Raw genomic sequence first — 22,993 nt, forward strand, 5'->3', positions numbered from 1 at the left:
ATCAGGGAAGTCGCCGGGGGGCGGTGGTGGGGGGCGTCAGTCGACCAGTCGGGAATCGATGACCGTCATGTAACGATCTTCGCATTCCTTGATGATGCGCACGGCTTCGCCGTTGTCGTGGAAGCCGTTGACCTTGCAGGTGCCGGGCTTCTTCAGATCCTTGTAGTGCTCCCAGTAGTACTGGGTTTCCTTCAGCCAGTGCTCACCGAGCTGGGTGTAACTGGTGATGTGATCCATGCGCTTGTCGTCGGCCAGCACGGCGATCACCTTGTCGTCCACCTCGCCGCCATCGTCGAAGCACATGATGCCGATGATGCGGGCCTCTACCAGACTGCCGGGCACCAGGGGTTCGGTGACGCCGACGATCTCGATGTCGAGCGGATCACCGTCCTCGTCCCAGGTACGGGGAATGCAGCCATAGGCAAAGGGGTAGGCCAGGGAGGAATAGCCCACCCGGTCCAGCTTCAGGTGGCCGGTTTCGGTGATCAGCTCGTATTTGTTGATCGTGTTCGAGTTGAGCTCCACGATGGCGTTGAGGCGGAGCTCGGCCTCATCGGCGAAGGCCGGCAGCACATGCAGCAGGTTCAGCATGGTGCGGCTGGGGGCGTGGTCGATGTTCGCCATGGTGGGGGCTTTTCGGCGGCGGCATCTTAGGCAGCGGGCCTCGTTAGGCCCGGCTCAGCCCCCCTCGCCCAGCTGGCCCACCTTGGCGCGCAGGTAGGTCAGGAAAGCGTCCGAACCCAGCGGCCGGCCCGTGACCTGCTGGACCAGTTGCTCGGCATTGACCGAGCGGCCCAGGGGCCAGAGGTTGCTGGCGAGCCAGTCCTGCAGGGCGGACTCCTGGCCCGCCGCCACCAGCGCCTCGATCGGGCCGATCTGCTGCTCGAGGGCCTCGGAGATCTGGGCGCTGATCAGGTGGCCCAGGGCATAGGAGGGGAAGTAGCCGAACAGGCCCTCGGCCCAATGGATGTCCTGCAGGCAGCCTTCGGCATCGCTGGGCGGCACCAGGCCCAGCAGGTCCTCCAGGCGCCGGTTCCACTGCCCGGGGAGTTCTTCCACCGGCATCTCCTGCTCCAGCAGGGCCAGCTCCAGCTCAAAACGCAGCACGATGTGGAGGCTGTAGCTGAGTTCGTCGGCCTCCACCCGGATCAGGCCCGGCCGCAGCGGGTTGAAGGACCGCCAGAACCCCTGAACCCCACCCCACGGGTCGGACCCCAGACCCTGGCAGAAGCGGGGATGCCAGCGCTCGGCGAAGGCGCGGCTGCGCGCCACCCGGCACTCCCAGAACAGGGACTGGGACTCGTGCACCCCCATCGAGGTGGCCTCCCCCAGGGGCCAGGGAAAGAAATGGTCGTCCGTGCGGGGCAGGCCCTGCTCGTAGAGGGAGTGACCCCATTCATGGGCGGTCGCCAGGAACGCCGAAAGAGGCTGGCCGCGCACCACGCGGGTGGTGATGCGGAAGTCCTCGGGGCCCACGGTGCAGGAGAAGGGATGGGCGGAGCGGGAGCGCTGGCAGCGGCGGCCGTCGTAGCCCCAGCCGTCGAGCAGTTCGGCGCAGAGACGGTCCTGCAGGTCTTCCGGCAGGTCGCAGGCCTCCGCCGGGCAAGGCGCAGGCGCCGCCGCCACCTGCTCCAGCAGGCCGGGCAGCTCCGCCGCCAGCGGCGTGAACAGCTCCTGGAGCCGCTTCTTGCTGATGTCGGGTTCGAAGGGCTGGGCCAGAATTTCCCAGGGGCTGCGGGCCACGGGTTCGGCCGCCGACAGCTGGCCGGCTTGCTCGCGGCGCAGCGCGATCAGCTCCCGCAGGGTCGGCGCGAAGGCGGAGAAGTCGTTGGCGGCCCTGGCCTGCTGCCAGACCGCATTGCCGTGGGACTGGGCCCGGGCCAGGGCGGTGACCAGCGCCGGATCAAGGCAGCTCTGGCGGTCGAGTTCCAGGCGCAGCAGCTGCAGGTTGCGGCGCCGCTGCGGGGGGGCATCGGCCGTGAGTTCGGCTTCGGCGGCGGCCACCAGGTCGGCGTAGGCCGCACTGCTCTGGCGCTCGTGCAGCTGGCTCGCCAGCAGGGCCAGCTGCTCGCCGCGCCAGGCGGCGCCGGCGGCGGGCATCACGGTGTTCTGGTCGTAGTAGAGGGCGCTGCTGATCGAGCCCAGCAGGCGGGTGGTGTGCAGGTGCCGCTGGAGCTGGTCGAGGGCTGGAGCCGCTGCGGGCATGGGATCGGTGGGGCGATGGCGCCAGCATGGTGCTGGCGGCGCCATGGTGGGGCTACGTGACGTCTGCGGCCGGATCGATGCATCCCCCTTCTCCGGAGCAGGCCCTAGTGCTCGCGGCCATTGAACGGTTCATGGCCGACCCCGATCTGGTGCTCGACGACCAGCCCAGCAACGGCGAAGCCGGTGACGTGCTCAGCGCGATCCTGCGGGCCCTGACGATGGTGCTGCCGCTCGGGGAGATCGAACTGGCGGTGACCGGCCTGCTCACGGTCCATTGCGACCAGCTCGACGACGACACCCAGCTGGTGCTGGAGGCCCTGCTCACCGCCATCGAGCGGGACGACGACGAGATGGCCCTCGACACCCTGCTGGCCAGTGAGGCCAGCCTGCTGGAGGCCAACGCCCTCGACGGCAACTATCTGCTGGTGTGGGATCCGGCCGACGCGGCGCCGCTGCGGGAAATGGAGATCCTTGATGTGCTGGAGCGCTACCCCTGCCGGGGGGAGGGGGCCCGCTGGACCTGTGACGACTTCGTCGCCCTGCTGGAGGGGAAGATTCTGCAGTGGCGCAAGACGATGGTGGCCCTGGAGATCCTTCAGGAGCAGCCCGGCACCCGGCCCGCCGCCAGCACCATGGTGCTGCTGGTGCCGGCGGATCCTGATGCGCCCCTCGAGCAGCTGGAGGTGGGGGTCACCCTCAGCCCCCCGCCGCCGGAGTCCAGTGCAGCCGCATCGGCACGCAGCCTTCCAGACTGACCTTGACCGGGCAGCGCTCGCCGGCACGGATCAGCAGCTCGCGCTGCTCGGTCCCGAGGCCGGCCGGCAGGTCGATCCAGGCCTCCAGCAGGGCGATGCGGCGCTCGCCGCTGCTGCTCATGCCCTTCTCCAGCCGCACCGAGGCGCCCTCCAGGGGGATGCCCTGGCGTTCGGCCACGATCCCCATCACCGTCAGCAGGCAGGTGGCCAGGGCCGTGCCCACCAGGTCGGTGGGGGAGAAGGCCTCCCCCTTGCCCTGGTTGTCCACGGGGGCATCGGTGATCAGCCGCGATCCCGAGGCGGCATGCTCCGCCGCGCAGCGCAGGGCTCCTTCGTAGCGGCAGACAATCGTGGTCATGGTTGGTGAGGCGGGCAAACGCAGCAGCAGGCTGGCAGGGGCCGTCGCCCTAAATTGCTGGCCGCGCGCTTTGGATCTTTGGCGTTGATCCTGCTGGTGGTGTCCCAGAGCGCAGGGGGTCTGGCGGAAACGATCCGGCTGGCGGTGACGCCGGTGTTCCTGCTGGCGGGCATCAGTGGCCTGCTGGGGGTGATCACCACCCGCCTGTCGCGCATCATCGATCGGGCCCGGGTGATCAAGGCGATGGATCCGGCCACCAGCGTGGCCCGGTCGCGGGAGCTGCAGGGGGAACTGCTGCTGCACCGCCGCCGCATGACCCTGGCTTCAGCGGCCTTTGCTTCGGCCACCACCAGCTTTCTGCTGGTGGCGACGGTGGTGATGGTGCTGTTTCTGAGCACCCTGGCCACGATCGACCTGACCCCCCTGGTGGCCCTGCTGTTCGTACTGGCGATGGGTTCGCTGATGACCGCCGTGCTGTTGCTGCTGCGGGAGGTGCAGCTGGGCAACCAGGCCCTGCGGCGCTTCTGAGCGCTGGCGCCCTAAAGGTCCGTCAGGCCGATCTCCTCCAGCAGCTGCCGTTGCTGCCGGGCGCTGACGAAGCGGTGGGCGGCCATGGCGCCGCTCACCGCCACCGGCGGCACGCCGATGCCCGGGAACACGCCGGCGCCGCAGAGCACCAGGCCCTCGATCGGGGTGGTGCCGCCGGGGAAGGGACCGCCGCTGGCCGGCCAGGCCGGGCCGTAGCTGCCCTGGTGCGTGCGCAGGTAGTGCCGGTGGCTGAGGGGGGTGCCCTGCAGTTCGATCACCACCCGCTCCCGCCAGTCGGGCAGCACCTGGGAGAGCACCTGCCCGAAGACGGCGCAGCGCTCCTGCTTGAGGGCGTCGTAGGCGGCGCTGCCCCGCTCCAGCCCCTGCCACAGCTCCCAGGGTTCGTTGGCCGGGGTGTAGCCGTGCAGCACCTGGTGGCCGGGCGGAGCGCAGGCCGGGTCGAGCCGGGAAGGCATCGACAGCACCACCATGTTGCGTTCGGCGCCGATGCCCCGTTGCCAGTCGCCCACCCAGACGTGGTGGATCGGCAGCTGGTCGAGGTCGTCGCCGCGCAGGGCCAGGTGCCAGTGCAGGAAGCTGGCGCAGGCCGGCGTGGCCGCCTGGCGCCGCCGCCAGCGGGAGGGCACCGCCTCATCAGGTAGCAGGGAGAGCAGATCCCAGGGGCTGGTGTTGGCGATCACCCCCCGCCGAGCCTCGAGGCGCTCGCCGTTCTCCATGCGGATGCCCACCGCCCGACCGCCTTCCACCAGGATCTCCGCCACCGGCGCTTCGGTGCGCAGCCGGCCGCCGTGGCGCTCGATGCCGCGCACCAGCGCCGCCGCCACGGCCCCACTGCCGCCGATGGGGTAGTCGAGACAGGCGTCGGGCTCAAACCATTCACCGAACAGGGTCGCCATGGCGGCGGCGCTGGTCTGGTCCATGGGCAGGCCCGAGATCAGGAAGCAGAGCAGCTCGACCCAGTGGAGCAGGAAGGGATCACGGAGGTGGCGGCGGGCGATCGGCCCGAAGGCTCCCCCGAGGCTGGCCAGCCGCCCCGCCTGGCCCAGCAGGCGCAGGGCGTTGCCGCCGCCGAGGGTGGTGGCCAGCCCCGCCCCGGGCCGCAGGGCCAGCAGGGGCAGGGAGCGGGCCGCGTCGCAGCTGGGTTTGAGGGCGGTGAGGAAGCGGTCCCATTCCTCGGCCACCGCCGGTCCGCGCAGCTCGCGCAGCAGGGCCAGGAAGGGACCCTGCCCCACCCCCACCCGCAGCGACCCCTCCGGCAGCAGCAGGCCCCAGTCGCGGTAGGTGGCCACGGGCAGGGTTTCCCCCACCGCCCGCAGCACCTGGGCCAGGGGGTTGGTGCTGGGCCAGCGCCCCAGGCCGCTCCACAGCGATGGACCGGACTCGAACTGAAAGGGTCCACGGCGAAAGCCATGGGCCGCGCCGCCCGGGGTGGTGTGGGCCTCGAGCACCACGACCTCCAGCCCATGGCGGGCGGCGATGGCGCCGGCACACAGGCCGCCAAGGCCACTGCCCACGACGATCAGGTCGCTCACCTTGGGCGCAGCATGTCCGCTGCAGATCCTATTCAGATTCCCTTCGCCAGGGCGCCTGTCGCCACGCTGGATCCCTGCCTAGGATCGCGCGATACATCCAACAAAGGTGTGCATTGGTGCAGGGATCCTCCCCAACCACTCTGCCCGATCGCGCAGTGGCACGACAGCCCAAGCGCGGCGATTTTGAGCTGAAGTCCTTCATGGACAGCTCAAACCTGCGCGGCGCCTGGCAGATCGCCAACACGGTGATCCCCTATGCGGCCCTCTGGTGGGTCGCCGACTGGAGCCTCCAGCATGCTCCGCTGCTGCTGATCCCCACGATGGTGGTGATGGTGCTGCTGCTGGCGCGCGTCTTTTCGCTGATGCACGACTGCGGCCACGACTCCCTGTTCCGCAGCCGGCGGGCCAACCAGGTGTTCGGCTTCCTGCTCGGGGTGCTCAGCGCCATTCCCCAGTACCCCTGGTCGCGGGGCCATGCCTACCACCACCGCCACAACGGGGACTGGGAGAAGTACCAGGGACCGTCGGCCCTGGTCACCACCAGCGCCTTTGCGGCCCTCAGCCCCGGCCAGAAGCGGTTCTATGGCGTGCTGCGCCACCCGGCGATGCTGTTCCCCGGTGGCTTCTTCTACCTGGTGATCAAGCCCCGGGTGGCCCTGCTGCTGGGGCTGGCGGGCTTCTTCCCCCACCTGGTGGCCTGCCTGCGCAGCCCCGAGCCGATGGGCCTGGGCCAGATCCTTTCCAGCTACCGCTCCAAGCACTGGTACACCAACGAGGAATTCCGCCACTTGGTGGCCAACAACATCGCCGTGCTCGGCTCCTGGTGGCTGATGGCCCACTGGCTCGGTGCCGGAGTGTTCTGGTCGATCTATGCCCCGGTGATGGCCTGCGCGGCGGCGATCTTCATCTGCATCTTCTTCGTGCAGCACAACTTCCCCGGCTCCTATGCCCATGCCACAGCCGGCTGGAGCGAGATGACTGGGGTTCTGGAGGGCACCAGTGACCTGGAGCTGCCGCCGATCTTCAATTGGTTCTCCGCCGACATCGGCTGCCACGCCATCCACCACCTCTCCTCGAAGATCCCCAATTACCGGCTGCGGGCCTGCCATGAGCGCAACGCCCACCTGCTGAGCGGGGTGCGGCGCCTGTCGCTGGCCGACATCCCGGGCTGCTTCAGCTACATCCTTTGGGATCCCCAGGCCTGCCGCCTGACCACGATCGACAACCAGCGATCGGCTGTCCCTGTTGCCGCCGCCGGCTGACCATCACCAGGAGGCCTGATGTTGCGCCAGACCCTCAGCTCCCTGGAGCTCACCACCAAAGGTGAGGGCTTCGATGACATCACCGGCCCCATCAACGGCCTGATCGCCGCCAGCGGGCTGCAGCTGGGCAGCGCCACCATCGCCAGCCAGCACACGTCCTGTTCGTTGACGATCAACGAGAACGCTGATCCCAGGGTGCTGGTGGATCTGGCCGCCTTCCTGCAGGCCCTGGTGCCCCCCGAGGGGGTGCGGCCGATCAGCGGGCAGGGCGAGCGGCGCGACTGGGTGCATGACGACGAAGGCCCCGACGACATGCCCGCCCACATCCGTACCGCACTCACCTGCACCAGCCTGGTGCTCCCCTTCCAATCGGGCCGGCTCTTACTCGGCACCTGGCAGGCGGTGTATCTGTGGGAGCACCGGGCCCGACCGCACCGGCGCCGCCTCAGCCTGCATCTGGTCGGCGAATGATCCTGATCCCCTGCCCCCTGACGCCATGGCTGCCAAGCCCCTGACCCCGGCCCAGATCGCCGCCCTGCCCACCGAACTGCCGCAGTGGACGGTCAGGGAGGGCAAGCTGCACCGCGAGCTGCGCTTCGCCGATTTTTCCGCCGCCTTCGGCTTCATGGCCCGTGTGGCCCTGGCAGCCGAGGCGCTGGGGCACCACCCGGAGTGGTGCAACGTCTGGAACCGGGTGACGATCAACCTCACCACCCATGACACCGGTGGCCTTTCCAACCTGGACCTGGAGCTGGCCCAGCGGATCGATGGCTTCGCGCGCTGAGGCTGGTCGTGTGGGCCGGCCCGGGCTCCGTGTCTAGTTTCCCTGGGTGCACCCCCGTTTCGCACCGCCACCATGGGATTTCGCTACCTCGATCGGATCGCCACCGAGGAGAACATCCACGCGTTCCTCGAACTCGCCGATCTGGCCGCCGGAGCCGGTGCGTCGGCCAACAACGTCTTCCTGCTCTCCCATCGGCTGCGGCAGTCCCGTCCGATGCAGGTCTGCCGGGCGTTGCTGCAGCGGGACCCGGCCGCGGTGGCCCTGATCGAGCAGCGGCGGCTGAGCGGCCCCTACGACGCGGCCGCCCTCAAGGCCCTGCCGAAGGGGACCCTGGGGCGCACCTACGCCACGGTGCTGGAGACGATGGGGTACGACATCAATTTCTTCCCCAAACCCGACTTCTTCGCCAACCTTGACACCGACGCCGATTACATCAACTATCGGGTCTATGCCACCCACGACATCCACCACATCGTCAGTGGCTTCAGTCTCGACAATTTCGGTGAGCTCGGTGTCATCAGCCTGAGCGTGGCCCAGTTCGCCCACCCTGGCCTGGCCTTCACTGATCTGATGGCGCTCCTGCTCAACTGGTTCCGCAACGACACGCCGATCGATGAACTGGAAACCCCGGCCGAGCAGGCCCGGACCGCCGGTTACGCCTTCGGCATGATCAGCAAGGGTCTGCACATCGGCGCCGATGCCCGGCCGCTGTTCCCGGTGATCTGGGAGGAGCGGATGGGCCAGAACCTGGAGGAGCTGCGGGCCGAGCTGGGCATCGAGGCCGTGACGGAGGGGACCTGCAGCTGGCAGGCCAACCCGGCCCTGGTGGCGGCGCTGGCCGCCTGAGGCCCCACGGTGCAGTGGCATGGAGTGATCAGCCCCTCTCCATCAGATACGCCCTCACGTGGCTGACGAGCGGCCGGCTTAGCGCCACCTCCGTCGTCAGCCAGTGGGCAGCCACCAACTCGAGGCCGTCGAGGCGGATCGCCGGCGCTCGCGCCGCCCGCAGGGCAAAGATCGTCACGGTGTTCGTCCCGCGCGCCGAGGTTTCGGTGATCTGCCAGGGATCCAGCAGTTCGTCAGGCGACACCTTGAGCCCCAGCTCTTCGGCCAGCTCCCGCACCGCCGCCTGCCGCTCCGTTTCCCGTCGCTCCAGCCCCCCTCCCGGCAGCCCGAGGCCGTGGCGGTAGCTGGTCTGCACCAACAGCAGGTGCTGCTGGTGCCAGATCGCCACCAGGGCGCCGTGGTTGTGGGGCCGGGCCAGCAGTTGCCAGGTTTCATACAGCCGCGCCGCCAACCAGTAGAGGCGCAGCCTGGCCACCAGCCGTGTCAGCCGTTTCCCCATCACCCGGGTGGCCCAGCGCCCATCAACGGGCGTTCATCCCACCATCGCCGGTGCCACGGCCTGGATCTCGGCCGGTTCGGCCTGGCGGAAGCGCAGGCGCGGGTTCTCGCCCAGGCGCTCCACATCCACCGCGATGGTGCTGCCGGCCGGGAAGGTGCCCGCCAGGATCGCCTTGGCGATCGGCGTCTCCAGTTCCCGCTGGATCGCCCGCTTCAGCGGCCGGGCCCCGTACACCGGGTCGTAGCCAACGGCGGCCAGCCAATCAAGGGCTTCGCCATTCACCCGCAGGGCCAGCTTGCGCTCCTCAAGGCGCCGTGTCAGCCGCTGCACCTGCAGCGCCACGATCTGGCGCAGTTCGTCTTCCCGCAGACTGCGGAAGATGATCGATTCATCCAGACGGTTGAGGAATTCCGGCCGGAAGTGGCCCCGCAGCGCCTCGTTGACCCGCTTCTCCATTTCGCCGTAGCGGGCCGGATCGCCGGCCAGATCGAGGATCGAAGCGCTGCCGATGTTGCTGGTGAGAATGAGCACCGTGTTGGTGAAATCCACCGTGCGGCCCTGGCCATCGGTGACGCGGCCGTCATCGAGGATCTGCAGCATCACGTTGAACACATCGGGGTGGGCCTTCTCCACCTCGTCGAACAGGATCACCGCGTAGGGGCGGCGCCGCACCGCTTCGGTCAGCTGGCCGCCTTCCTCGTAGCCCACGTAGCCCGGAGGCGCTCCGATCAGCCGGCTGACGGCGTGCTTCTCCATGTACTCGCTCATGTCGATGCGCACCAGCGCCTCCTCGCTGTCGAACAGCTGGGACGCCAGGGCCTTGGAGAGCTCGGTCTTGCCCACTCCCGTGGGTCCGAGGAACAGGAAGCTGGCGATCGGGCGGTTGGGGTCCGACAGGCCGGCCCGCGAGCGCTGGATGGCATCGGCGACCGCCGTCACGGCCTGGTCCTGGCCGATCACCCGCGTGTGCAGCTCGTCCTCGAGATGCAGCAGTTTCTCCATCTCGCTCTGCACCAGCTTGCTCACCGGAATGCCGGTCCACTTGGCGATCACCTCGGCGATGTCGTCCTCGGTGACCTCCTCGCGCAGCAGGTTCTTGTCGCCGGCATGGGCGCTGAGCTCCTCGGTGCGGGCGGCCAGTTTCTTGTTCAGCCCCGCCAGGGTGCCGTACTCCAGTTCGGCGGCCTTGTTGAGGTCGTACTGGCGTTTGGCCTGCTCCACCTGCAGCTGCACCTGCTCGATCTCCTCCTTGAGGGCGGAGAGTTCATCGATCGAGCCCTTCTCCTTCTGCCATTGGGCATTGAGGCTGCTCTGCTGCTCGCCCAGGTCGGCCAGTTCCTTCTCCAGCTTCTCGAGCCGGTCGCGGCTGGCGGGGTCCGACTCGCGCCCCAACGAGAGCTTCTCCATTTCCAGCTGCAGGATGCGGCGGTCGAGCTCGTCGATCTCCTCCGGCTTGGAGGTGATCTCCATCTTCAGGCGCGCTGCCGACTCGTCCATCAGGTCGATGGCCTTGTCGGGCAGGAAGCGATCGGCGATGTAGCGGCTGCTGAGCACGGCCGCCGCCACCAGGGCGTTGTCGGCGATGCGCACGCCGTGGTGCACCTCGTAGCGCTCCTTCAGTCCGCGCAGGATCGAGATCGTGTCCTCCACCGTGGGCTGGTCGACGAACACCTGTTGGAAACGGCGCTCCAGGGCCGGATCCTTCTCGATGTGCTGGCGGTGCTCATCGAGGGTGGTGGCACCGATGCAGCGCAGCTCGCCGCGGGCCAGCATGGGTTTGAGCAGGTTGCTGGCATCCATGGCGCCGCCGCTGGCGCCGGCCCCCACCACCGTGTGGATCTCGTCGATGAACAGGACGATCTGCCCTTCGCTGGAGGTGACCTCCTTGAGCACGGCCTTGAGGCGCTCCTCGAACTCGCCGCGGTACTTGGCGCCGGCGATCAGGGCGCCCATGTCGAGGGCGATCAGCTGGCGGTTCTGCAGGGCCGTGGGCACATCGCCGTTGACGATCCGCTGGGCCAGCCCTTCCACGATCGCCGTTTTGCCGACGCCAGGCTCACCGATCAGCACCGGGTTGTTCTTGGTGCGGCGGCTGAGGATCTGGATGGTGCGGCGAATTTCCTCATCGCGGCCGATCACCGGGTCCAGCTTGCCGTCGCGGGCGGCGGCGGTGAGGTCCCGGCCGTATTTCTCGAGGGACTCATAGGTTCCCTCCGGGTTCTGGTCGGTCACACGCTGGCTGCCACGCACGGCCTGAACGGCCTCCTTGATCTTGGCCCCATCGGCGCCCGCCTGCGAGAGCAGCTGGCGGCCGCAGCGGTCGTCGCCGGCCAGGGCCAGCACCAGGTGCTCCACGGCGATGTAGCTGTCCTGGAACTCGGTCTTGAGGGCCTCGGCCCGATCCAGCACCGCGTTCAGCCCCTTGCCCAGATAGACGTTGTCGGGGGCGGCGGCCAGGCTGGGCTGGGCGGCGATGAAGGCCTCCAGCTTCTGGCCCAGGACGCCCAGGTCCACGCCGGCCTTCTCCAGGATCCGGCTGGCCAGGTCCTGCTGGGCGAGCAGGGCGGCGAACAGATGCTCGCTGTCCATCTGCTGCTGGCGCTTCTGCTGGGCCAGCTGCTGGGAGGCCACCACGGCGCCCCAGGCCTTCTCGGTGAACAGTTCGGCGGTGGGATGCATGGTTGACGTTCTCCCTTCGGACGATGACTGAAGCCAACGTATGAATCCTGTCGGGATCGGCCGAGTGGGAGGACCGAACCAGTGCGTTCGGCCCTCCTCCCCAGAGGCGTGCAGGCCGTACCGGCGGGGGTGGCCAACCGCCCAGCCGGGTGCGATCAGGGGCTCAGGGGCACCTGGTAGCCATTCTGCTGGCCGCAGAGTCGGCTGGGGCAACCGTCGGGGCCATAGAGGGCATCCGCCGCCGACAGGCAGCCCATGCTGTTCTTCTGGGCCACCTGGGCCGGCTTGATCCGCAGGGGCTGGAGCAGCGCATCACTCCTGGGAACCACCAGCCGGCAGGCAGGCGGCGACAATCCAGGGCTGGCCTCGATCGCCAGGGGTTGGTTGGGGGACGGCCGCTGGGCCAGGGCCGGCGCTGCGGCCAGGGGCAGGGCCAGCGGAATCGCTCCGGCCAGCAGGCCCGCCAGCAGCCCGGCAGATGGGCGGATCGCCATGATGGTCTTTCGGCTGGGCCCCATTCTCGCCTCTCCAGCCCGTCCGTTCCCCATGCCCTCTGCCGCCGACGACCAGGCCCTGGTGGCCGCCCTGGCCAGGGAATCCCAGGCCCTTGGTGGCGGCGCTGAGCCGGAGCGCGATTGCTGGCGGGTCGTGCACCGCCATGTCCACGGGATGCTGCCCTCGGAGTACGACATCCGCGAGGTCCCCGAGGAGCTCTACCTGGCGGTGCTGGCCGCCTGCCGGGCCGAGCACTGAGCTCCGGCGGCCGGCCCATTCAGGTGGCCATGAAAAAAGCCCCGGCGGAGCCGGGGCTTCTGGGCGTCAGAGACGGTTCTGAGGGGGGCGTGTGGATCAGGCCCAGCCCTTGGAGGCCATGTCCTCGACATAGGCCGCCACATCAGCGATGTCACCCTCGCTGAGCTTGCCGCCGAAGGCGGGCATGGCGTTCTTGCCGTTGGTGACCTGGTAGGCGATGGCGGCCTCGTGGCCGGCGTCGTAGTTGGCCAGGTAGGAGGCCAGGGCATCGGCCTTGAGGGTGCGCTCGGCGTTCACCACGTTGCCGCCACCCATGTGGCAGGCCGCGCAGTTGGCGGAGAAGATCTGGCCGCCATGGGCTGCATCGGCGGCGAAGCTCGGGGCGGCACCCAGCACCAGCGCCAGGCAGAGAGCGAACAGGGAAAGAAGACGACGCATGGGAGGGTGCAAAAGAAGGTGCCTGATAGCACTTGCAACCGGACCAAATTAGGCAACGGCCGCCTTGCGGTGGGGCCCTCCGACACATTCGCAACAATTCAGCGTTTCAGGGCTGGCGTCCCGCCCCGAGCCGGCCCCGGTGGGGAACGCCCGCCGTCTCCAGCACCGCATTGAGGGTGGGGGCCAGGCTCACCAGGCCGAAGCGTTCGGGCGGACTCACGGGCTGGTGGACGAAGTGGCGCTGGCGGATCGAGAAGCGGTCCCAGGCGTTCACCTCGATGCGCAGCAGCTTGATCAGCCCCTCGATCAGCCAGCCGCGCAGATCAACCCCCACCGGCGGCACCCACACCCGCCGCCAGCGGCACAGGGAGGCCACGGCGCCGTTGATCGTGATCGGCGCCTGGCCGAGCACCAGCCGCCGCACCGGCCCCTGCCCAGGCTCCGGGTTGGGGCCGTGGGGGGTGGTGGCCAGGTGGGCGCAGACCGTGGCGATGTCGGCGGCGTGGATGAAGTGGAAGCTGGCGTCGGTGCGCAGCCAGCGGGCCAGCCACAGCCAGCCGAAGGCCTCCTTCAGCCCGGCCGTGAGATAGCTGGTGGGGTGGGGATCGGCCGTGCCCACCGAGCCGCCGAACACCAGGGTGGGGAACACCGCCACGATCCTCGGCGCCAGGGGATGGCGCTCCAGGTCCTGCAGGCAGGTGGCCTTGGTCTGGATGTACTCGGTGCCGTAGGCCATGGCTTCGGGCAGCAGCTGCAGCTGCCGGTCGAGGATGCTGGCGGTGGAGAAGTAGATCACCTGCTGCAGCCGCTCCGGATCGGTGAGCCGCAGCAGTTCCTTCACGGCCACCACGTTCACCGCCTGGGCCCGCTCCGGGTCGCCCCAGGCGGTGGCCGTGTGGATGATCCGATCGGCGCTGGCGATCGCCTCGGCATGGGGGCCCAGCTCGCGCAGGTCACCCACCAGCAGGGTGATGCGCGGGTGATCGGCGGGCACGGCGCTGAGCTTGGACGGATCCCGCAGCAGCAGCAGCAGCTGGGCGTCGCTGTTGGCGAGCAGGTTTTCAGCGATGTACTGGCCGACGCAGCCGCTGGCGCCGGTGATCAGGATCCGCTGGGGCCCGGAGGTGGCGGCGCTCAAACAGCGGCCCCCAGCAGCTCCGTCACGGCCTTGCCGGTCTCGAAGAAGACGCGGGCGTTGTCTTCCGGGGTGCCGGGCAGGATGCCGTGGCCCAGGTTGAGGATGTGGCGGCGGCCGCGGGCCTTGCGCACCGTGTCGAGGATCCGCTCGCGGATGGCCTCGGGGGTGCCGAACAGCAGGCCGGGGTCCACATTGCCCTGCACGCCCAGGTGCTGGGGCAGGCGGGCGCAGCCATCGGCCATGTCCACGGTCCAGTCCAGGGAGATGAAGTCCACCCCGGTGCTGGCCATGCGTTCCAGCACGCCGGCGCTGCCGGAGATGTAGAGGATCAGGGGGGTGTCGGGGTGGGTGGCCTTCACCTGGTCGATCACCCGCTTCTGGTAAGGGGCGGCGAACACGTCGTAGTCGATCGGGCTCAGCTGGCCCGCCCAGGAATCGAACAGCTGCACCACCTGGGCGCCGCTGTCGATCTGGTAGCGCACGTAGGTGGCGATCGAATCGGCCAGGTGGCCGAGCAGCTGGTGCAGCAGGGCGGGCTCCTGGAAGGCCATCGCCTTGATCACCGAGTACGTCTTGGAGCTCTTGCCCTCCACCGCGTAGGCCGCCAGGGTCCAGGGCGCGCCGACGAAGCCGAGCACGGCCGCCTGGTTGCCCACGTCGGCCCGCAGCCGCTGCAGCACCTCACCCACGAAGGGCAGCGCTTCGGCCGGATCCAGGGGGCGCAGGGCGTCCACCTGGGCCTGGCTGTGGATGGCGGGCTCGATGATCGGGCCCTTGCTCTCGATGATGTCGAAGTCGATGCCCATCCCCGGCAGGGGCGTGAGGATGTCGGAGAACAGGATCACGCCGTCGGGACGGAAGGCGTGGAACGGCTGCATCGAGATCTCGTAGGAGAGATCGGGGTTCTCCGAACGCTCCCGGAAGCCGGGGTGGCGGTCGCGCAGATCGCGGTAGACCTTCATGTAGCGGCCCGCCTGGCGCATCATCCAGACCGGTGGCCGCTCCACCTGCTCCCCTTGGGCGGCGCGCAGCAACAGGGGGGCGGATTCAGACATCGAGCCGGCCAGAAGGTCAACGGCGAAACCTAAACCAGCACCCCCAACCCTCGGCCGCTCCTGTCACCTGTCGTGGCATGGGGCCACCGCCTGGGCCTCCTCCGGCTGGAGCTGCTGCAGCAGGCGGAGGAAGTCCTGCTCCTGGCCCAGCAGCCGGGCTTCCTCGAGGGCGCTGGGTAGCAGGGCCGCCAGGTCAGGACCGAGGCCTATCGGCCCCAGGGTCTGCTGCTGGCTGCGGGCCAGGGCCCGGAAGCGGCGCAAGGCCGAGACGGGCCGCACCAGCAGACAGACCAGCAGGGCCAGAGCGGAGCCCATCAGGTAGTCGAGCCAGCGGCTTGGCACGTACCAGTCGGTGAGGACGCCGTAGCCAACGAAGGTGACCCCGCTGGAGATCAGGGCGGTGCGCAGGTGGGGCAGCAGGCCAAGCGATAGCAGCAGCGCCGTGGTGCCACCCATCACGATCGCCACCGTCACCGGATCGACCCCCAGGGTGTTGAACACCAGCCAGGGCATCAGCACCCCGAGGCTGACCCCCACCATGCGGTCGCGCACCCGGCCCAGGGTGGCGCCCAGGCTGTCGTTGAGCAGCAGCACCACCCCGAAATACAGGTATTTGGGTGTCACGGCACCGACGCCGAGGCCGATGCTCAGGGCCAGCATCGACACCACCAGCTTGCGCCAGAAAAAGGGATCGGCGAAGCGCTGGCCAAGCCCCCGTGGGGGCAGGTCCAGCTCCGGCTCCGGTGCGCTGTCCACCCCCTCCCCGGGCAGCCGCAGCCCCGCCTGAAGCCCAGTCGCCACCGCCATGCCGATAGTCACCGCCAGCAGCTGCTGCCAGGCCACCAGCCAGGTGGCGTCGGCACTCAGCAGCGGCAGCACCGCCAGTACCGCCAGCAGGTTGCGCACCATCAGCAGCCGGTCGGGCAGGGCCTGACCCAGGACCTGCGCGCAGGCGGTGACCACCGCGAACTGCCAGACCTGGGGGGCCTGCAGCAGCGGCCGCAGGCCCGTGCCCAGCCCCAGGCCAACGGCCACCACCAGGGGAAGCAGCAGGAACACCGGCGCCGGCCAGTGGTCGAAGCGGGGACGCACCATCAGGGCGGCGATCACAACGCCGTAGGGCGTCGCCCCCCCCAGGCCGAAGCTGTGGCAGATCGACCAGGTGAGACCGGAGGCCAGGGCGATGCAGAGCACCAGCCGCAGGGACCGGTGCCATGGAGCCGCCGGCTCCTTGGCGACAGAGGTCATGGCCGGGGGCGGGCCAGGCCCTGGATCAACCCCATCACCAGGCTGATGAGCAGCAGCGCCAGCCAGAACCAGAGACGGGGCGGGTCGCTGCGCAGGCACAGCAGCAGCAGCGCCAGGCTGAGCCACGGCAGGGGCCGGCGCCAGGGGGCCAGCAGGGCGCGGCGATCGATCATGAGCGCAGCCCCGCCAGCCAGCGCCAGAACGGCGTCACGTAGCTGACCAGGCTGCGCCGCTCCACCTCGGCCTCCACCTCGGCGGGGGTGCGGGTGGGCAGGGGGCCGGCCGGACCGCGGCCGCGGCTCCAGCGCAGTCCTGATGGGGTGGCCGCCGCCTCCAGTTCCACCACCGCCAGCACCAGCGGAGCACCCGTGCGCCCCGGCAGCTGGGCCGTGAGGTCGCCGCCGTCGCCATAGGAGCGCTCCCGGGCGCTGGCCATCAGGTTCAGGGCCTCCTCCCGGCTGCCGACCCGGGCCGCCACCTCTTCGGCGCTGACACTTTCGCGCGAGAGACTCAGCAGCCGGCCGGCCACCAGGCCGTAGCGCTGCTCGGCGCTGCCGAAGCTGTCACGGCTGAGCAGCTGGGGATTGAGCTGCACCTCCTCGCCCACCCGCAGGCGCGTGGCGTCGGCGGCGGTGAACAGCACCACCGCCTCCCGGCCCGGGCGAAGGCTGGCCAGGGCGATGCTGCCCAGCCGCTGGCCGGGCAGCACCGGCTGGCCGGCCAGCACCGCCAGGTCGAGCACCTGGCCCGCCACGGGGCTGAACACGTCCTGGGCCAGCTCAGCGCTGAGCAGGGAGGCCCTCTCGGCCCCCAGCAGGGCGGCCTCGGCCTGCAGCGCGGCCCGACGCACGCGCAGATCGGCCTGCAGGGCCTCCACCGACGAGATCTCGGCCCGGTTGCGCAGCCACAGGTCCTGGGCGCCCACCCACAGCGGGCTGTAGCGGGCGATCACATCGTCCTGGCGCAGGCTCTCCAGGGCACTCAGCTGGCTTCGCACCGGACGGTTGGTGGCCTCGATCTGCTCGCGCCGGGTCTGCAGGGCCCGCTGGTGGTCGTCGAGGGCGAGGCTCTGCACCTTCAGCACCGCCTGGCGCTGGGCCACGGCCACCAGCCGGGCTGTGATGGCCTCGGGGCTGCCCTCCGGCCCGGCCCCCGCCCCCGGTGCGCTCTGGCCCACCTGACTCAGGGTCAACAAGAGCTGGCCGGCCTGCACCCGATCGCCCACGGCCACTTTGAGGTCCTGGACCTCGCCGGGGCCGCGGGCATAGAAGCCGCGGCGGGCATCGGGCGGTGCCATCACCCCCATGCCGCGCACGATCACCGGAATGGCTGGGGTGAGCGCCCACACGCCGGTGGCGGCGGCCACCAACAAAGTGGGCAGGATGGCGTAGATCCGGCCGAGCGTGGCAGGGGCCATGGCGGGCCGGAGAAGGCCGCAACGGGCCTGAGACACTAAGAGCGTAGAGGAAGACCGCGCCGCAATTGAGCTACTTTTGGCGCCACAGTGCGCCCCCGTTTTGAAGGCCTTCCGCCTGTCCCGATGTGCAGGCGCGATCGGCAGCGTCAGGCCCCTGGCTGCCCTGGCTGCACTGGTGGCCCTGGCGATGCCGTGTTCCCCGGCGATGGCCCAGGTCCTCAGCTTGGAGCAGGTGCTGCAGCAGGCGCTGCCCAGTTCCCTGCGGCTGCAGCGGGCCCGCCGCCAGTTGCAGCGCGACGGAGCATTGGTGCAGCTGAACCAGTCCCTGCTGCTGCCGCGCCTGAGCCTGGTGGGCCTCGCCAGCTACACCGGAGTGAACAGCTCGGTGGGGCTGCTCACCAACCTCCCCACCCTCGGCGACATCAGCTTCTCCTTGCAGCCGAACGGTTACGCCGAGCTCCGCAACAGCTTCGCCAACGTGGGGCTGCTGGTCGATGCCGACCTGCTGCCCCTCGGCCGCCTGGCCCTGCTGCGGGCCAGCCGTGAACAGCAACGCAGCGGCGAAGCCACCCTGCAGGAAAGCGAGCGGCAGGCCCGCTTCGAGTTGGTGAACGGCTACCGCCAGCTGCAGCTCAGCCAGGCCCTGGTGCCGGTGTGGGCCCAGGCCCTGGAGGGTTCCACGGCCCTGGAGCGCACCGTGGCCAGTTTTCTCAGCAAGGGGCTGGCGGCCCGGCTCGATCTGGAGCGGGCCAGGGCCCTGCGCGCCTCCGACCAGATGGGACTGGTGCAGAGCCAGGCTCGCCTGCTGACGGATCGGGAGAGTCTGGCCACCCTGATGGGCCTGGCCAGCGGCAGTGACCTGCGCGCCGCCGATCCGATCCGCGAACAACCGCCCTGGCCCCTCGATCTGGCGGCCACCGTGGAGGCGTCCCTGCGGCAACGGCCGCTGCTGGAGGCCCTGCGCCGCCAGCAGCAGGCCCAGGCCCAGGAGGCCCGGGCAGCACGGGCCACCCTGATGCCCTCCCTTGCCCTGGTCGCTGGGGTCGGTTATAGCGGCAACCGCCTGGCGGTACCGGTGCTGCGGCAGGGCGGAACGCTGCGGGGGGGGGCGGAGCTGCCCCTGCCGGACTTGAACCAGAACGGTTCGGCCAGCGGCAGCTTCAGCAACTGGGGCGCGGCCCTGCTGCTGCGCCAGCCGCTCTGGGATGGCGGCAGGGCGGCGTCCACGGCAAGGCTCGCCGAGCGCCAGGCCGACCTGCTGGCCGCCGATGCGGACCTGGCCCGCCAGCGGATCCGCCAGGACGTGAGCCGTGCCTGGAGCGACCTGCGCAGCTCCGCGGCGGCGATCGCGGCAGCCCAGGAGGCGGTGCGGGCCGGCGAACGGGCCCTGCGCGATGCCCAGCTGCGCTACCGCGCCCTGGTGGATCCGCTCACCGAAGTCCTGCTGGTGCAGCGGGACCTCCAGGCCAGCCGCGCCACCCTGCTCACCAGCCTCACCCGTCAGGCCCTCGACCGCTCCGTGCTGGAGCTGGAGACCGGGCTGGTCGATCCGACGGCCGGAGTGGTCGACGCCGCCGTGCCATCGATGGCTGACGGACGCTAAACCGCCGCGCGCGACGGTGTCACCGCTGTCGCCCCGAGGGAGGGTCGATGGGCCCGAACCGGCTGATCAGGACCCCAAGCACCACGGAGGTGTACAGGAGGCCCAGTACCGCCAGGGCCACGGCGGCCAGGCGGGCAGCGGGTTTCACCGGTGTGAGGTCGCCATACCCGAGGGTGGTAAGGCTGACGAAGGAGAAGTAATGGAGTCGCTGAACGGTCTGCTCCCAATCGGCCCCGCCGATGTCCTTGGTGTCCTGTGGCAACACCAGCGTCAGGCCGTTGATGTTGTCGCGAAAGCTGCCGGGCTGCAGGCTCTCCAACAGCACCAGCAGCAGGCCCCCGCCCAGGCCCAGGAGCAGATAGCCGGCGGTGGCCCCGGCCAGTACGGCGCCGTCCACCCGCTCCTCGGCGGCAAGGCAGTGGATCAGCCGCCGCAGGCAGAGGCCGAGGAACAGGGTGTAGAGCACCAGCAGGGCGGGACCGACCAAGCGCAGCAGATCAGGACGCAGCAGCCAGAGGGCCTCCGCCGCCATACAGGTCAGACCCACAGGGCGATGTAGCCGCCCAAGACTCTGGGAAGCGCCCAGGCTCTCGATCGGTGGCTGGCGGAAGGTCAGTACGGCGGTGAGATACAGGTACCCCAGCCAGGGCAGCTTCGCCTCGGGGCCGGTGAACAGAAAAGCTGCGATCACCAGCAAGGTGGTGATCAGCAGGTGGCCGTAGAAGCCTCGGCGGTGGCGGGATCCGGGTCTCAGGACTCGCCGGGCTGGGGCCTGGCAAGGCTGCGGGTCTCGTCCAGACGCAACACCACCACGCTCAGGGGGGGCAGGCAGAGCTCGAGCGAGTTCTGGTAGTCGTGGATGGCCCAGGCATCGGTGAAGCGGCCGCCCAGGTTGCCGAGGTTGCTGCCGCCGTAGCGGCTGCTGTCGGTGTTGAACACCTCGGCGTAGAAGCCCTCCAGGGGCACACCCACCCGGTAGTGGGAATGGCTCTGGGGGGTGAAGTTGGCCACCACCACCAACCAGCGCCCGCTGCCGCTGTCGCGGCGCATGAAGCTGATCACCGAGTGGCGGTTGTCGTTGCAGTCGATCCACTGGAAGCCGTACTGATCGAAGTCATCGCCCCACAGCGCCGGCTCCGATTTGTAGAAGACGTTGAGGTCGTCCACCAGGTTGAGCAGGCCCTTGTGGGCTTCGTACTGCAGCAGCTCCCACTGCAGATCGCCCCAGACGTTCCATTCGGCCCGCTGGCCGAACTCCATCCCCATGAAGATCGTCTTCTTACCGGGGTGGGTCCACATGTAGGCCAGCAGGGCGCGCACATTGGCGAACTTCTGCCAGTCGTCGCCGGGCATCTTGTGGAGCAGGTTGCTCTTGCCGTGCACCACTTCATCGTGGCTCAGGGCCAGCATGAAGTTCTCGGTGAAGGCGTACCAGATCGAGAAGGTGACGTGGTTCTGGTGGAACTGGCGGAACCAGGGATCCAGCTCGAAGTAATCGAGCATGTCGTGCATCCAGCCCATGTTCCACTTGAGGTTGAACCCCAGGCCGCCCATGTCGGTGGGCTGGGTCACCATCGGCCAGGTGGTGGATTCCTCGGCGATCGAAAGGGCACCGGGGAAGTGCTGGAACAGCACGTGGTTGGCCTGCTGCAGGAAGCGCACCGCTTCAAGATTTTCGCGACCGCCCTGGTTGTTGGGCAGCCATTCCCCATCGGGACGCAGGTAGTCGCGGTAGAGCATCGAGGCCACCGCATCCACCCGGATGCCATCGATGTGGAACTCCTCGAACCAGTAGATGAGGTTGGCGACGAGGAAGTTGCGCACCTCATTGCGGCTGTAATTGAAGATCAGCGTGCCCCACTCCTTGTGCTCGCCGATGCGGGGGTCGGCATGCTCGTAGAGGTGGGCCCCATCGAAGAAGGCCAGGCCGTGGCTGTCCTTGGGGAAGTGGCCGGGCACCCAGTCGAGGATCACGCCGATGCCCTCGGCGTGGCAGCGGTCGACGAAGGCACGGAATTCGTCCGGGCTGCCGAAGCGGCTGGTGGGGGCGTACCAGCCCGTCACCTGATACCCCCAGGAGCCATCGAAGGGATGCTCGGAGATCGGCATCAGCTCGATGTGGGTGAAGCCGCGCTCCTTCACGTAGGGGATCACCCTGTCGGCCAGTTCCGGGTAGGTCATCAGCCGGGCCCCCGGCTTCAGATCGGCGGCGGGCACAGGGGGGCGGGCACTGCCGTCGGCTTCGAGGAAGGGCTGGTCGGCGGCGGCATGCATCCAGCTGCCCAGGTGCATCTCATACACCGCGATCGGCTGGGGCAGGGGATCGCGGCCATCCCGCTCCTGGATCCAGGCGCTGTCGTTCCAGTGGTAGGTGCCCAGCTGGGCAACGATCGAGCCGGTGTTCGGCCGGATCTCGTGGCGGAAGCCGTAGGGGTCGGCCTTCTGGTAGCAGTGGCCGTTCTGGGCCCGGACTTCGTATTTGTAGGTTTCGCCGACGCCGAGCCCGGGGATGAACAGTTCCCAGGCGCCCCCGACTCGCTGCTGCATGGGGTGATGGCGGCCATCCCAGCCGTTGAAATGGCCCAGCAGGGCCACGCTGCGGGCATTGGGCGCCCACAGGCAGAACTGCACTCCGGCGATGCCGTCCCGTTCGACGACATGGGCCCCCATGCGCCGCCAGACGTGGTGGTGGTTGCCCTCGGCGAACAGGTGGCGGTCCAGGTCCCCCATCCACTCCTGGCGGAAGGCCCAGGGGTCGTGCTGCTCGTGCTCGATGCCGCCCCGTTGCACGTGCAGGCGATAGCCACAGCCGGGGTCGGCCTCGAGGCGGGTTTCGAAGATCCAGGGATGGTGGGGGTTGGCCATGGCCAGCCGCTCGCCCCCGAGCAGCAGCTCCACCACATGGGCGTCCGGCATCCAGGCCCGCACCACCCAGCCACCGCCTTCCAGGGGCTGGGGTCCGAGCACGGAGAAGGGATGGTCGTGGCGACATTCCGCCAGCCGATGGGCATCATCGACCATCCATTCGAGGCTGGACAGGGCCATGGAAGAGGGGGCGGGCATGCGCCGGGAGCTTACGTCGGTGGACGCGCCGGCTCAGCGCGGCGGCGAGGGAGGGGCCGGATCCGTGGGGAAATCCACGCCGATGATCCGGTTCTCGGAATCCAGCGTGACGAACAGGTTGTCGGTGAGGCGGTTGAATTCGGTGTTGACGATCACCAGCCGCATGTCCGGGGTGCTTTCGGCACGGTTGATGCGCTTCACCCGCACGAAGTTACCGGTGATGCGCTGCAGGTTGAACCATTTCTGCTGCAACTGGGACTGGGAAATCTGCTCCTGCATCACGGGGGACAGGAAGCTGCTGGCGGAGATGAAGTGGCCGCTCGAGAGGGCGCCGATGAAGTCCCGCACCACCTTCTCGGCGGGTTGGTCGGTCACGTCGAAGTGGTAGCCGTCGATCCGGCCCTTGGCATCGATCACCATCAGCAGGTCGCGCTCGCCGGCGCTGGTGTACAGGGTGGCCTCCACCGAGCTCGAGTCGTAGCCAGGCTGGATGCTGCGGATGGTCCAGCGCAGCAGCCGCGGCTGGGTCTTCATGGTGTCGGCCACCATGCGGGGGCTGCTGACGCGCTGCAGGGCCGGCGAGAACTGGTTGAAGCGCGCCGTGGCATCACCGTTGCGGATCGTGGTCAGGATCCCCTCGGCGGCCGTGCGGGCCTGGGCTTCGCTCAGGGCGGCGCTGGGCTGGCCGGTGGTGACCGGGATCGGCACGGCCTGGGCCCAGGCCCCCCGCGGCGCCAGCACCGCCAGGCTGCTGAGGAGCAGCGTCAGGCCGATCAGGGCTCGGCGCGGTTGGGGGCGCGGCATGGGCG

At 69.3% G+C, this 22,993-nt stretch carries 24 protein-coding genes; 8 read left to right on the top strand and 16 right to left on the bottom strand.

Annotated elements, in window-relative coordinates; translation table 11 throughout:
* Positions 1–36: 36 nt before the first annotated feature.
* The gene (locus KBZ12_RS05770; RefSeq protein WP_216909603.1) at positions 37–624 is read right to left on the bottom strand and encodes an inorganic diphosphatase; all 588 of its coding nucleotides are present in this window, start codon (positions 622–624) and stop codon (positions 37–39) included.
* A gap of 54 nt (positions 625–678) precedes the next feature.
* A complete protein-coding gene (locus tag KBZ12_RS05775) occupies positions 679–2,205 on the bottom strand; it encodes a carboxypeptidase M32 (protein WP_254956933.1) in 1,527 nt (508 codons plus the stop codon).
* Positions 2,206–2,282: 77 nt separating this feature from the next.
* Between KBZ12_RS05775 and KBZ12_RS05780 the strand changes: the two genes are divergently transcribed.
* Positions 2,283–2,960 carry a hypothetical protein gene (locus tag KBZ12_RS05780; RefSeq protein WP_254956934.1) on the top strand — a complete coding sequence of 226 codons (678 nt, stop codon included), beginning with the start codon at positions 2,283–2,285 and terminating at the stop codon, positions 2,958–2,960.
* Here KBZ12_RS05780 and KBZ12_RS05785 read toward each other — a convergent pair.
* Positions 2,902–3,318 carry an OsmC family protein gene (locus KBZ12_RS05785; protein WP_254956935.1) on the bottom strand — a complete coding sequence of 139 codons (417 nt, stop codon included), beginning with the start codon at positions 3,316–3,318 and terminating at the stop codon, positions 2,902–2,904. The genes KBZ12_RS05780 and KBZ12_RS05785 overlap by 59 nt on opposite strands.
* Positions 3,319–3,396: 78 nt before the next feature.
* Here KBZ12_RS05785 and KBZ12_RS05790 point away from each other — a divergent pair, with 78 nt between their 5' ends.
* Entirely contained in the window at positions 3,397–3,846 is a 450-nt protein-coding gene (locus tag KBZ12_RS05790) for a DUF2721 domain-containing protein (protein WP_254956936.1), read from the top strand.
* An 11-nt stretch (positions 3,847–3,857) separates the two neighbouring features.
* Here KBZ12_RS05790 and KBZ12_RS05795 read toward each other — a convergent pair whose 3' ends face one another.
* Positions 3,858–5,399, bottom strand: coding sequence for an NAD(P)/FAD-dependent oxidoreductase (locus tag KBZ12_RS05795; protein WP_254956937.1), 1,542 nt, complete (start codon positions 5,397–5,399; stop codon positions 3,858–3,860).
* A 200-nt stretch (positions 5,400–5,599) separates the two neighbouring features.
* On the opposite strand from KBZ12_RS05795, the gene KBZ12_RS05800 reads away from it, so the two are divergent.
* From KBZ12_RS05800 to KBZ12_RS05815, 4 genes are all read left to right on the top strand, one after another.
* Positions 5,600–6,661: a fatty acid desaturase gene (locus KBZ12_RS05800; protein WP_254956938.1), complete on the top strand. Its 1,062-nt coding sequence runs from the start codon at positions 5,600–5,602 to the stop codon at positions 6,659–6,661.
* 18 nt (positions 6,662–6,679) lie between these two features.
* Positions 6,680–7,132, top strand: a complete 453-nt coding sequence (locus tag KBZ12_RS05805; RefSeq protein ID WP_254956939.1) for a secondary thiamine-phosphate synthase enzyme YjbQ — start codon at positions 6,680–6,682, stop codon at positions 7,130–7,132.
* Between the two features lie 25 nt (positions 7,133–7,157).
* Positions 7,158–7,445: a 4a-hydroxytetrahydrobiopterin dehydratase gene (locus KBZ12_RS05810; RefSeq protein ID WP_254956940.1), complete on the top strand. Its 288-nt coding sequence runs from the start codon at positions 7,158–7,160 to the stop codon at positions 7,443–7,445.
* A gap of 72 nt (positions 7,446–7,517) precedes the next feature.
* Positions 7,518–8,291, top strand: coding sequence for a Coq4 family protein (locus KBZ12_RS05815; protein ID WP_254956941.1), 774 nt, complete (start codon positions 7,518–7,520; stop codon positions 8,289–8,291).
* A gap of 28 nt (positions 8,292–8,319) precedes the next feature.
* Here the strand turns inward: KBZ12_RS05815 and KBZ12_RS05820 are convergent, their stop codons facing one another.
* The 3 genes from KBZ12_RS05820 to KBZ12_RS05830 all read right to left on the bottom strand — a co-directional run bounded on the left by KBZ12_RS05820 (position 8,320) and on the right by KBZ12_RS05830 (position 11,963).
* Entirely contained in the window at positions 8,320–8,790 is a 471-nt protein-coding gene (locus tag KBZ12_RS05820) for an NUDIX hydrolase (RefSeq protein WP_254956942.1), read from the bottom strand.
* A 33-nt stretch (positions 8,791–8,823) separates the two neighbouring features.
* Entirely contained in the window at positions 8,824–11,469 is a 2,646-nt protein-coding gene (gene clpB, locus KBZ12_RS05825) for an ATP-dependent chaperone ClpB (RefSeq protein ID WP_254956943.1), read from the bottom strand.
* Positions 11,470–11,624: 155 nt separating this feature from the next.
* Positions 11,625–11,963: a hypothetical protein gene (locus KBZ12_RS05830; protein ID WP_254956944.1), complete on the bottom strand. Its 339-nt coding sequence runs from the start codon at positions 11,961–11,963 to the stop codon at positions 11,625–11,627.
* Between the two features lie 52 nt (positions 11,964–12,015).
* Between KBZ12_RS05830 and KBZ12_RS05835 the strand changes: the two genes are divergently transcribed.
* Positions 12,016–12,222: a hypothetical protein gene (locus KBZ12_RS05835; protein ID WP_254956945.1), complete on the top strand. Its 207-nt coding sequence runs from the start codon at positions 12,016–12,018 to the stop codon at positions 12,220–12,222.
* A gap of 96 nt (positions 12,223–12,318) precedes the next feature.
* On the opposite strand, the gene KBZ12_RS05840 is transcribed toward KBZ12_RS05835, so the two are convergent.
* From KBZ12_RS05840 to KBZ12_RS18390, 6 genes are all read right to left on the bottom strand, one after another.
* Entirely contained in the window at positions 12,319–12,660 is a 342-nt protein-coding gene (locus KBZ12_RS05840) for a c-type cytochrome (protein ID WP_015107789.1), read from the bottom strand.
* Between the two features lie 106 nt (positions 12,661–12,766).
* Positions 12,767–13,798, bottom strand: coding sequence for an NAD(P)-dependent oxidoreductase (locus KBZ12_RS05845; RefSeq protein WP_254956946.1), 1,032 nt, complete (start codon positions 13,796–13,798; stop codon positions 12,767–12,769).
* Positions 13,795–14,853: a uroporphyrinogen decarboxylase gene (hemE, locus tag KBZ12_RS05850; RefSeq protein WP_254956947.1), complete on the bottom strand. Its 1,059-nt coding sequence runs from the start codon at positions 14,851–14,853 to the stop codon at positions 13,795–13,797. The genes KBZ12_RS05845 and hemE overlap by 4 nt, the downstream gene beginning before the upstream one ends.
* Before the next feature lie 63 nt (positions 14,854–14,916).
* Complete coding sequence (locus tag KBZ12_RS05855; RefSeq protein WP_254956949.1) at positions 14,917–16,101, bottom strand: FUSC family protein; 1,185 nt, start codon at positions 16,099–16,101, stop codon at positions 14,917–14,919.
* Entirely contained in the window at positions 16,098–16,274 is a 177-nt protein-coding gene (locus KBZ12_RS05860) for a hypothetical protein (RefSeq protein ID WP_254956950.1), read from the bottom strand. Before KBZ12_RS05860 ends, KBZ12_RS05855 begins: the two co-directional genes overlap by 4 nt.
* Entirely contained in the window at positions 16,271–17,518 is a 1,248-nt protein-coding gene (locus KBZ12_RS18390) for a hypothetical protein (protein ID WP_261359832.1), read from the bottom strand. Before KBZ12_RS18390 ends, KBZ12_RS05860 begins: the two co-directional genes overlap by 4 nt.
* 205 nt (positions 17,519–17,723) lie before the next feature.
* Here KBZ12_RS18390 and KBZ12_RS05870 point away from each other — a divergent pair, with 205 nt between their 5' ends.
* Complete coding sequence (locus tag KBZ12_RS05870) at positions 17,724–19,121, top strand: TolC family protein (RefSeq protein WP_254956951.1); 1,398 nt, start codon at positions 17,724–17,726, stop codon at positions 19,119–19,121.
* Between the two features lie 19 nt (positions 19,122–19,140).
* Here KBZ12_RS05870 and KBZ12_RS05875 read toward each other — a convergent pair whose 3' ends face one another.
* The 3 genes from KBZ12_RS05875 to KBZ12_RS05885 are packed head-to-tail and all read right to left on the bottom strand — an operon-like array spanning position 19,141 to position 22,988.
* The gene (locus KBZ12_RS05875) at positions 19,141–19,812 is read right to left on the bottom strand and encodes an ion channel (protein WP_254956952.1); all 672 of its coding nucleotides are present in this window, start codon (positions 19,810–19,812) and stop codon (positions 19,141–19,143) included.
* Between the two features lie 59 nt (positions 19,813–19,871).
* Complete coding sequence (gene glgB, locus KBZ12_RS05880; RefSeq protein ID WP_254956953.1) at positions 19,872–22,166, bottom strand: 1,4-alpha-glucan branching protein GlgB; 2,295 nt, start codon at positions 22,164–22,166, stop codon at positions 19,872–19,874.
* Between the two features lie 51 nt (positions 22,167–22,217).
* Positions 22,218–22,988: a DUF3887 domain-containing protein gene (locus KBZ12_RS05885; RefSeq protein WP_254956954.1), complete on the bottom strand. Its 771-nt coding sequence runs from the start codon at positions 22,986–22,988 to the stop codon at positions 22,218–22,220.
* Positions 22,989–22,993 lie beyond the last annotated feature (5 nt).

The organism is Cyanobium sp. Cruz CV13-4-11, assembly GCF_024346055.1.
Taxonomy (GTDB): Bacteria; Cyanobacteriota; Cyanobacteriia; order PCC-6307; family Cyanobiaceae; genus Cyanobium.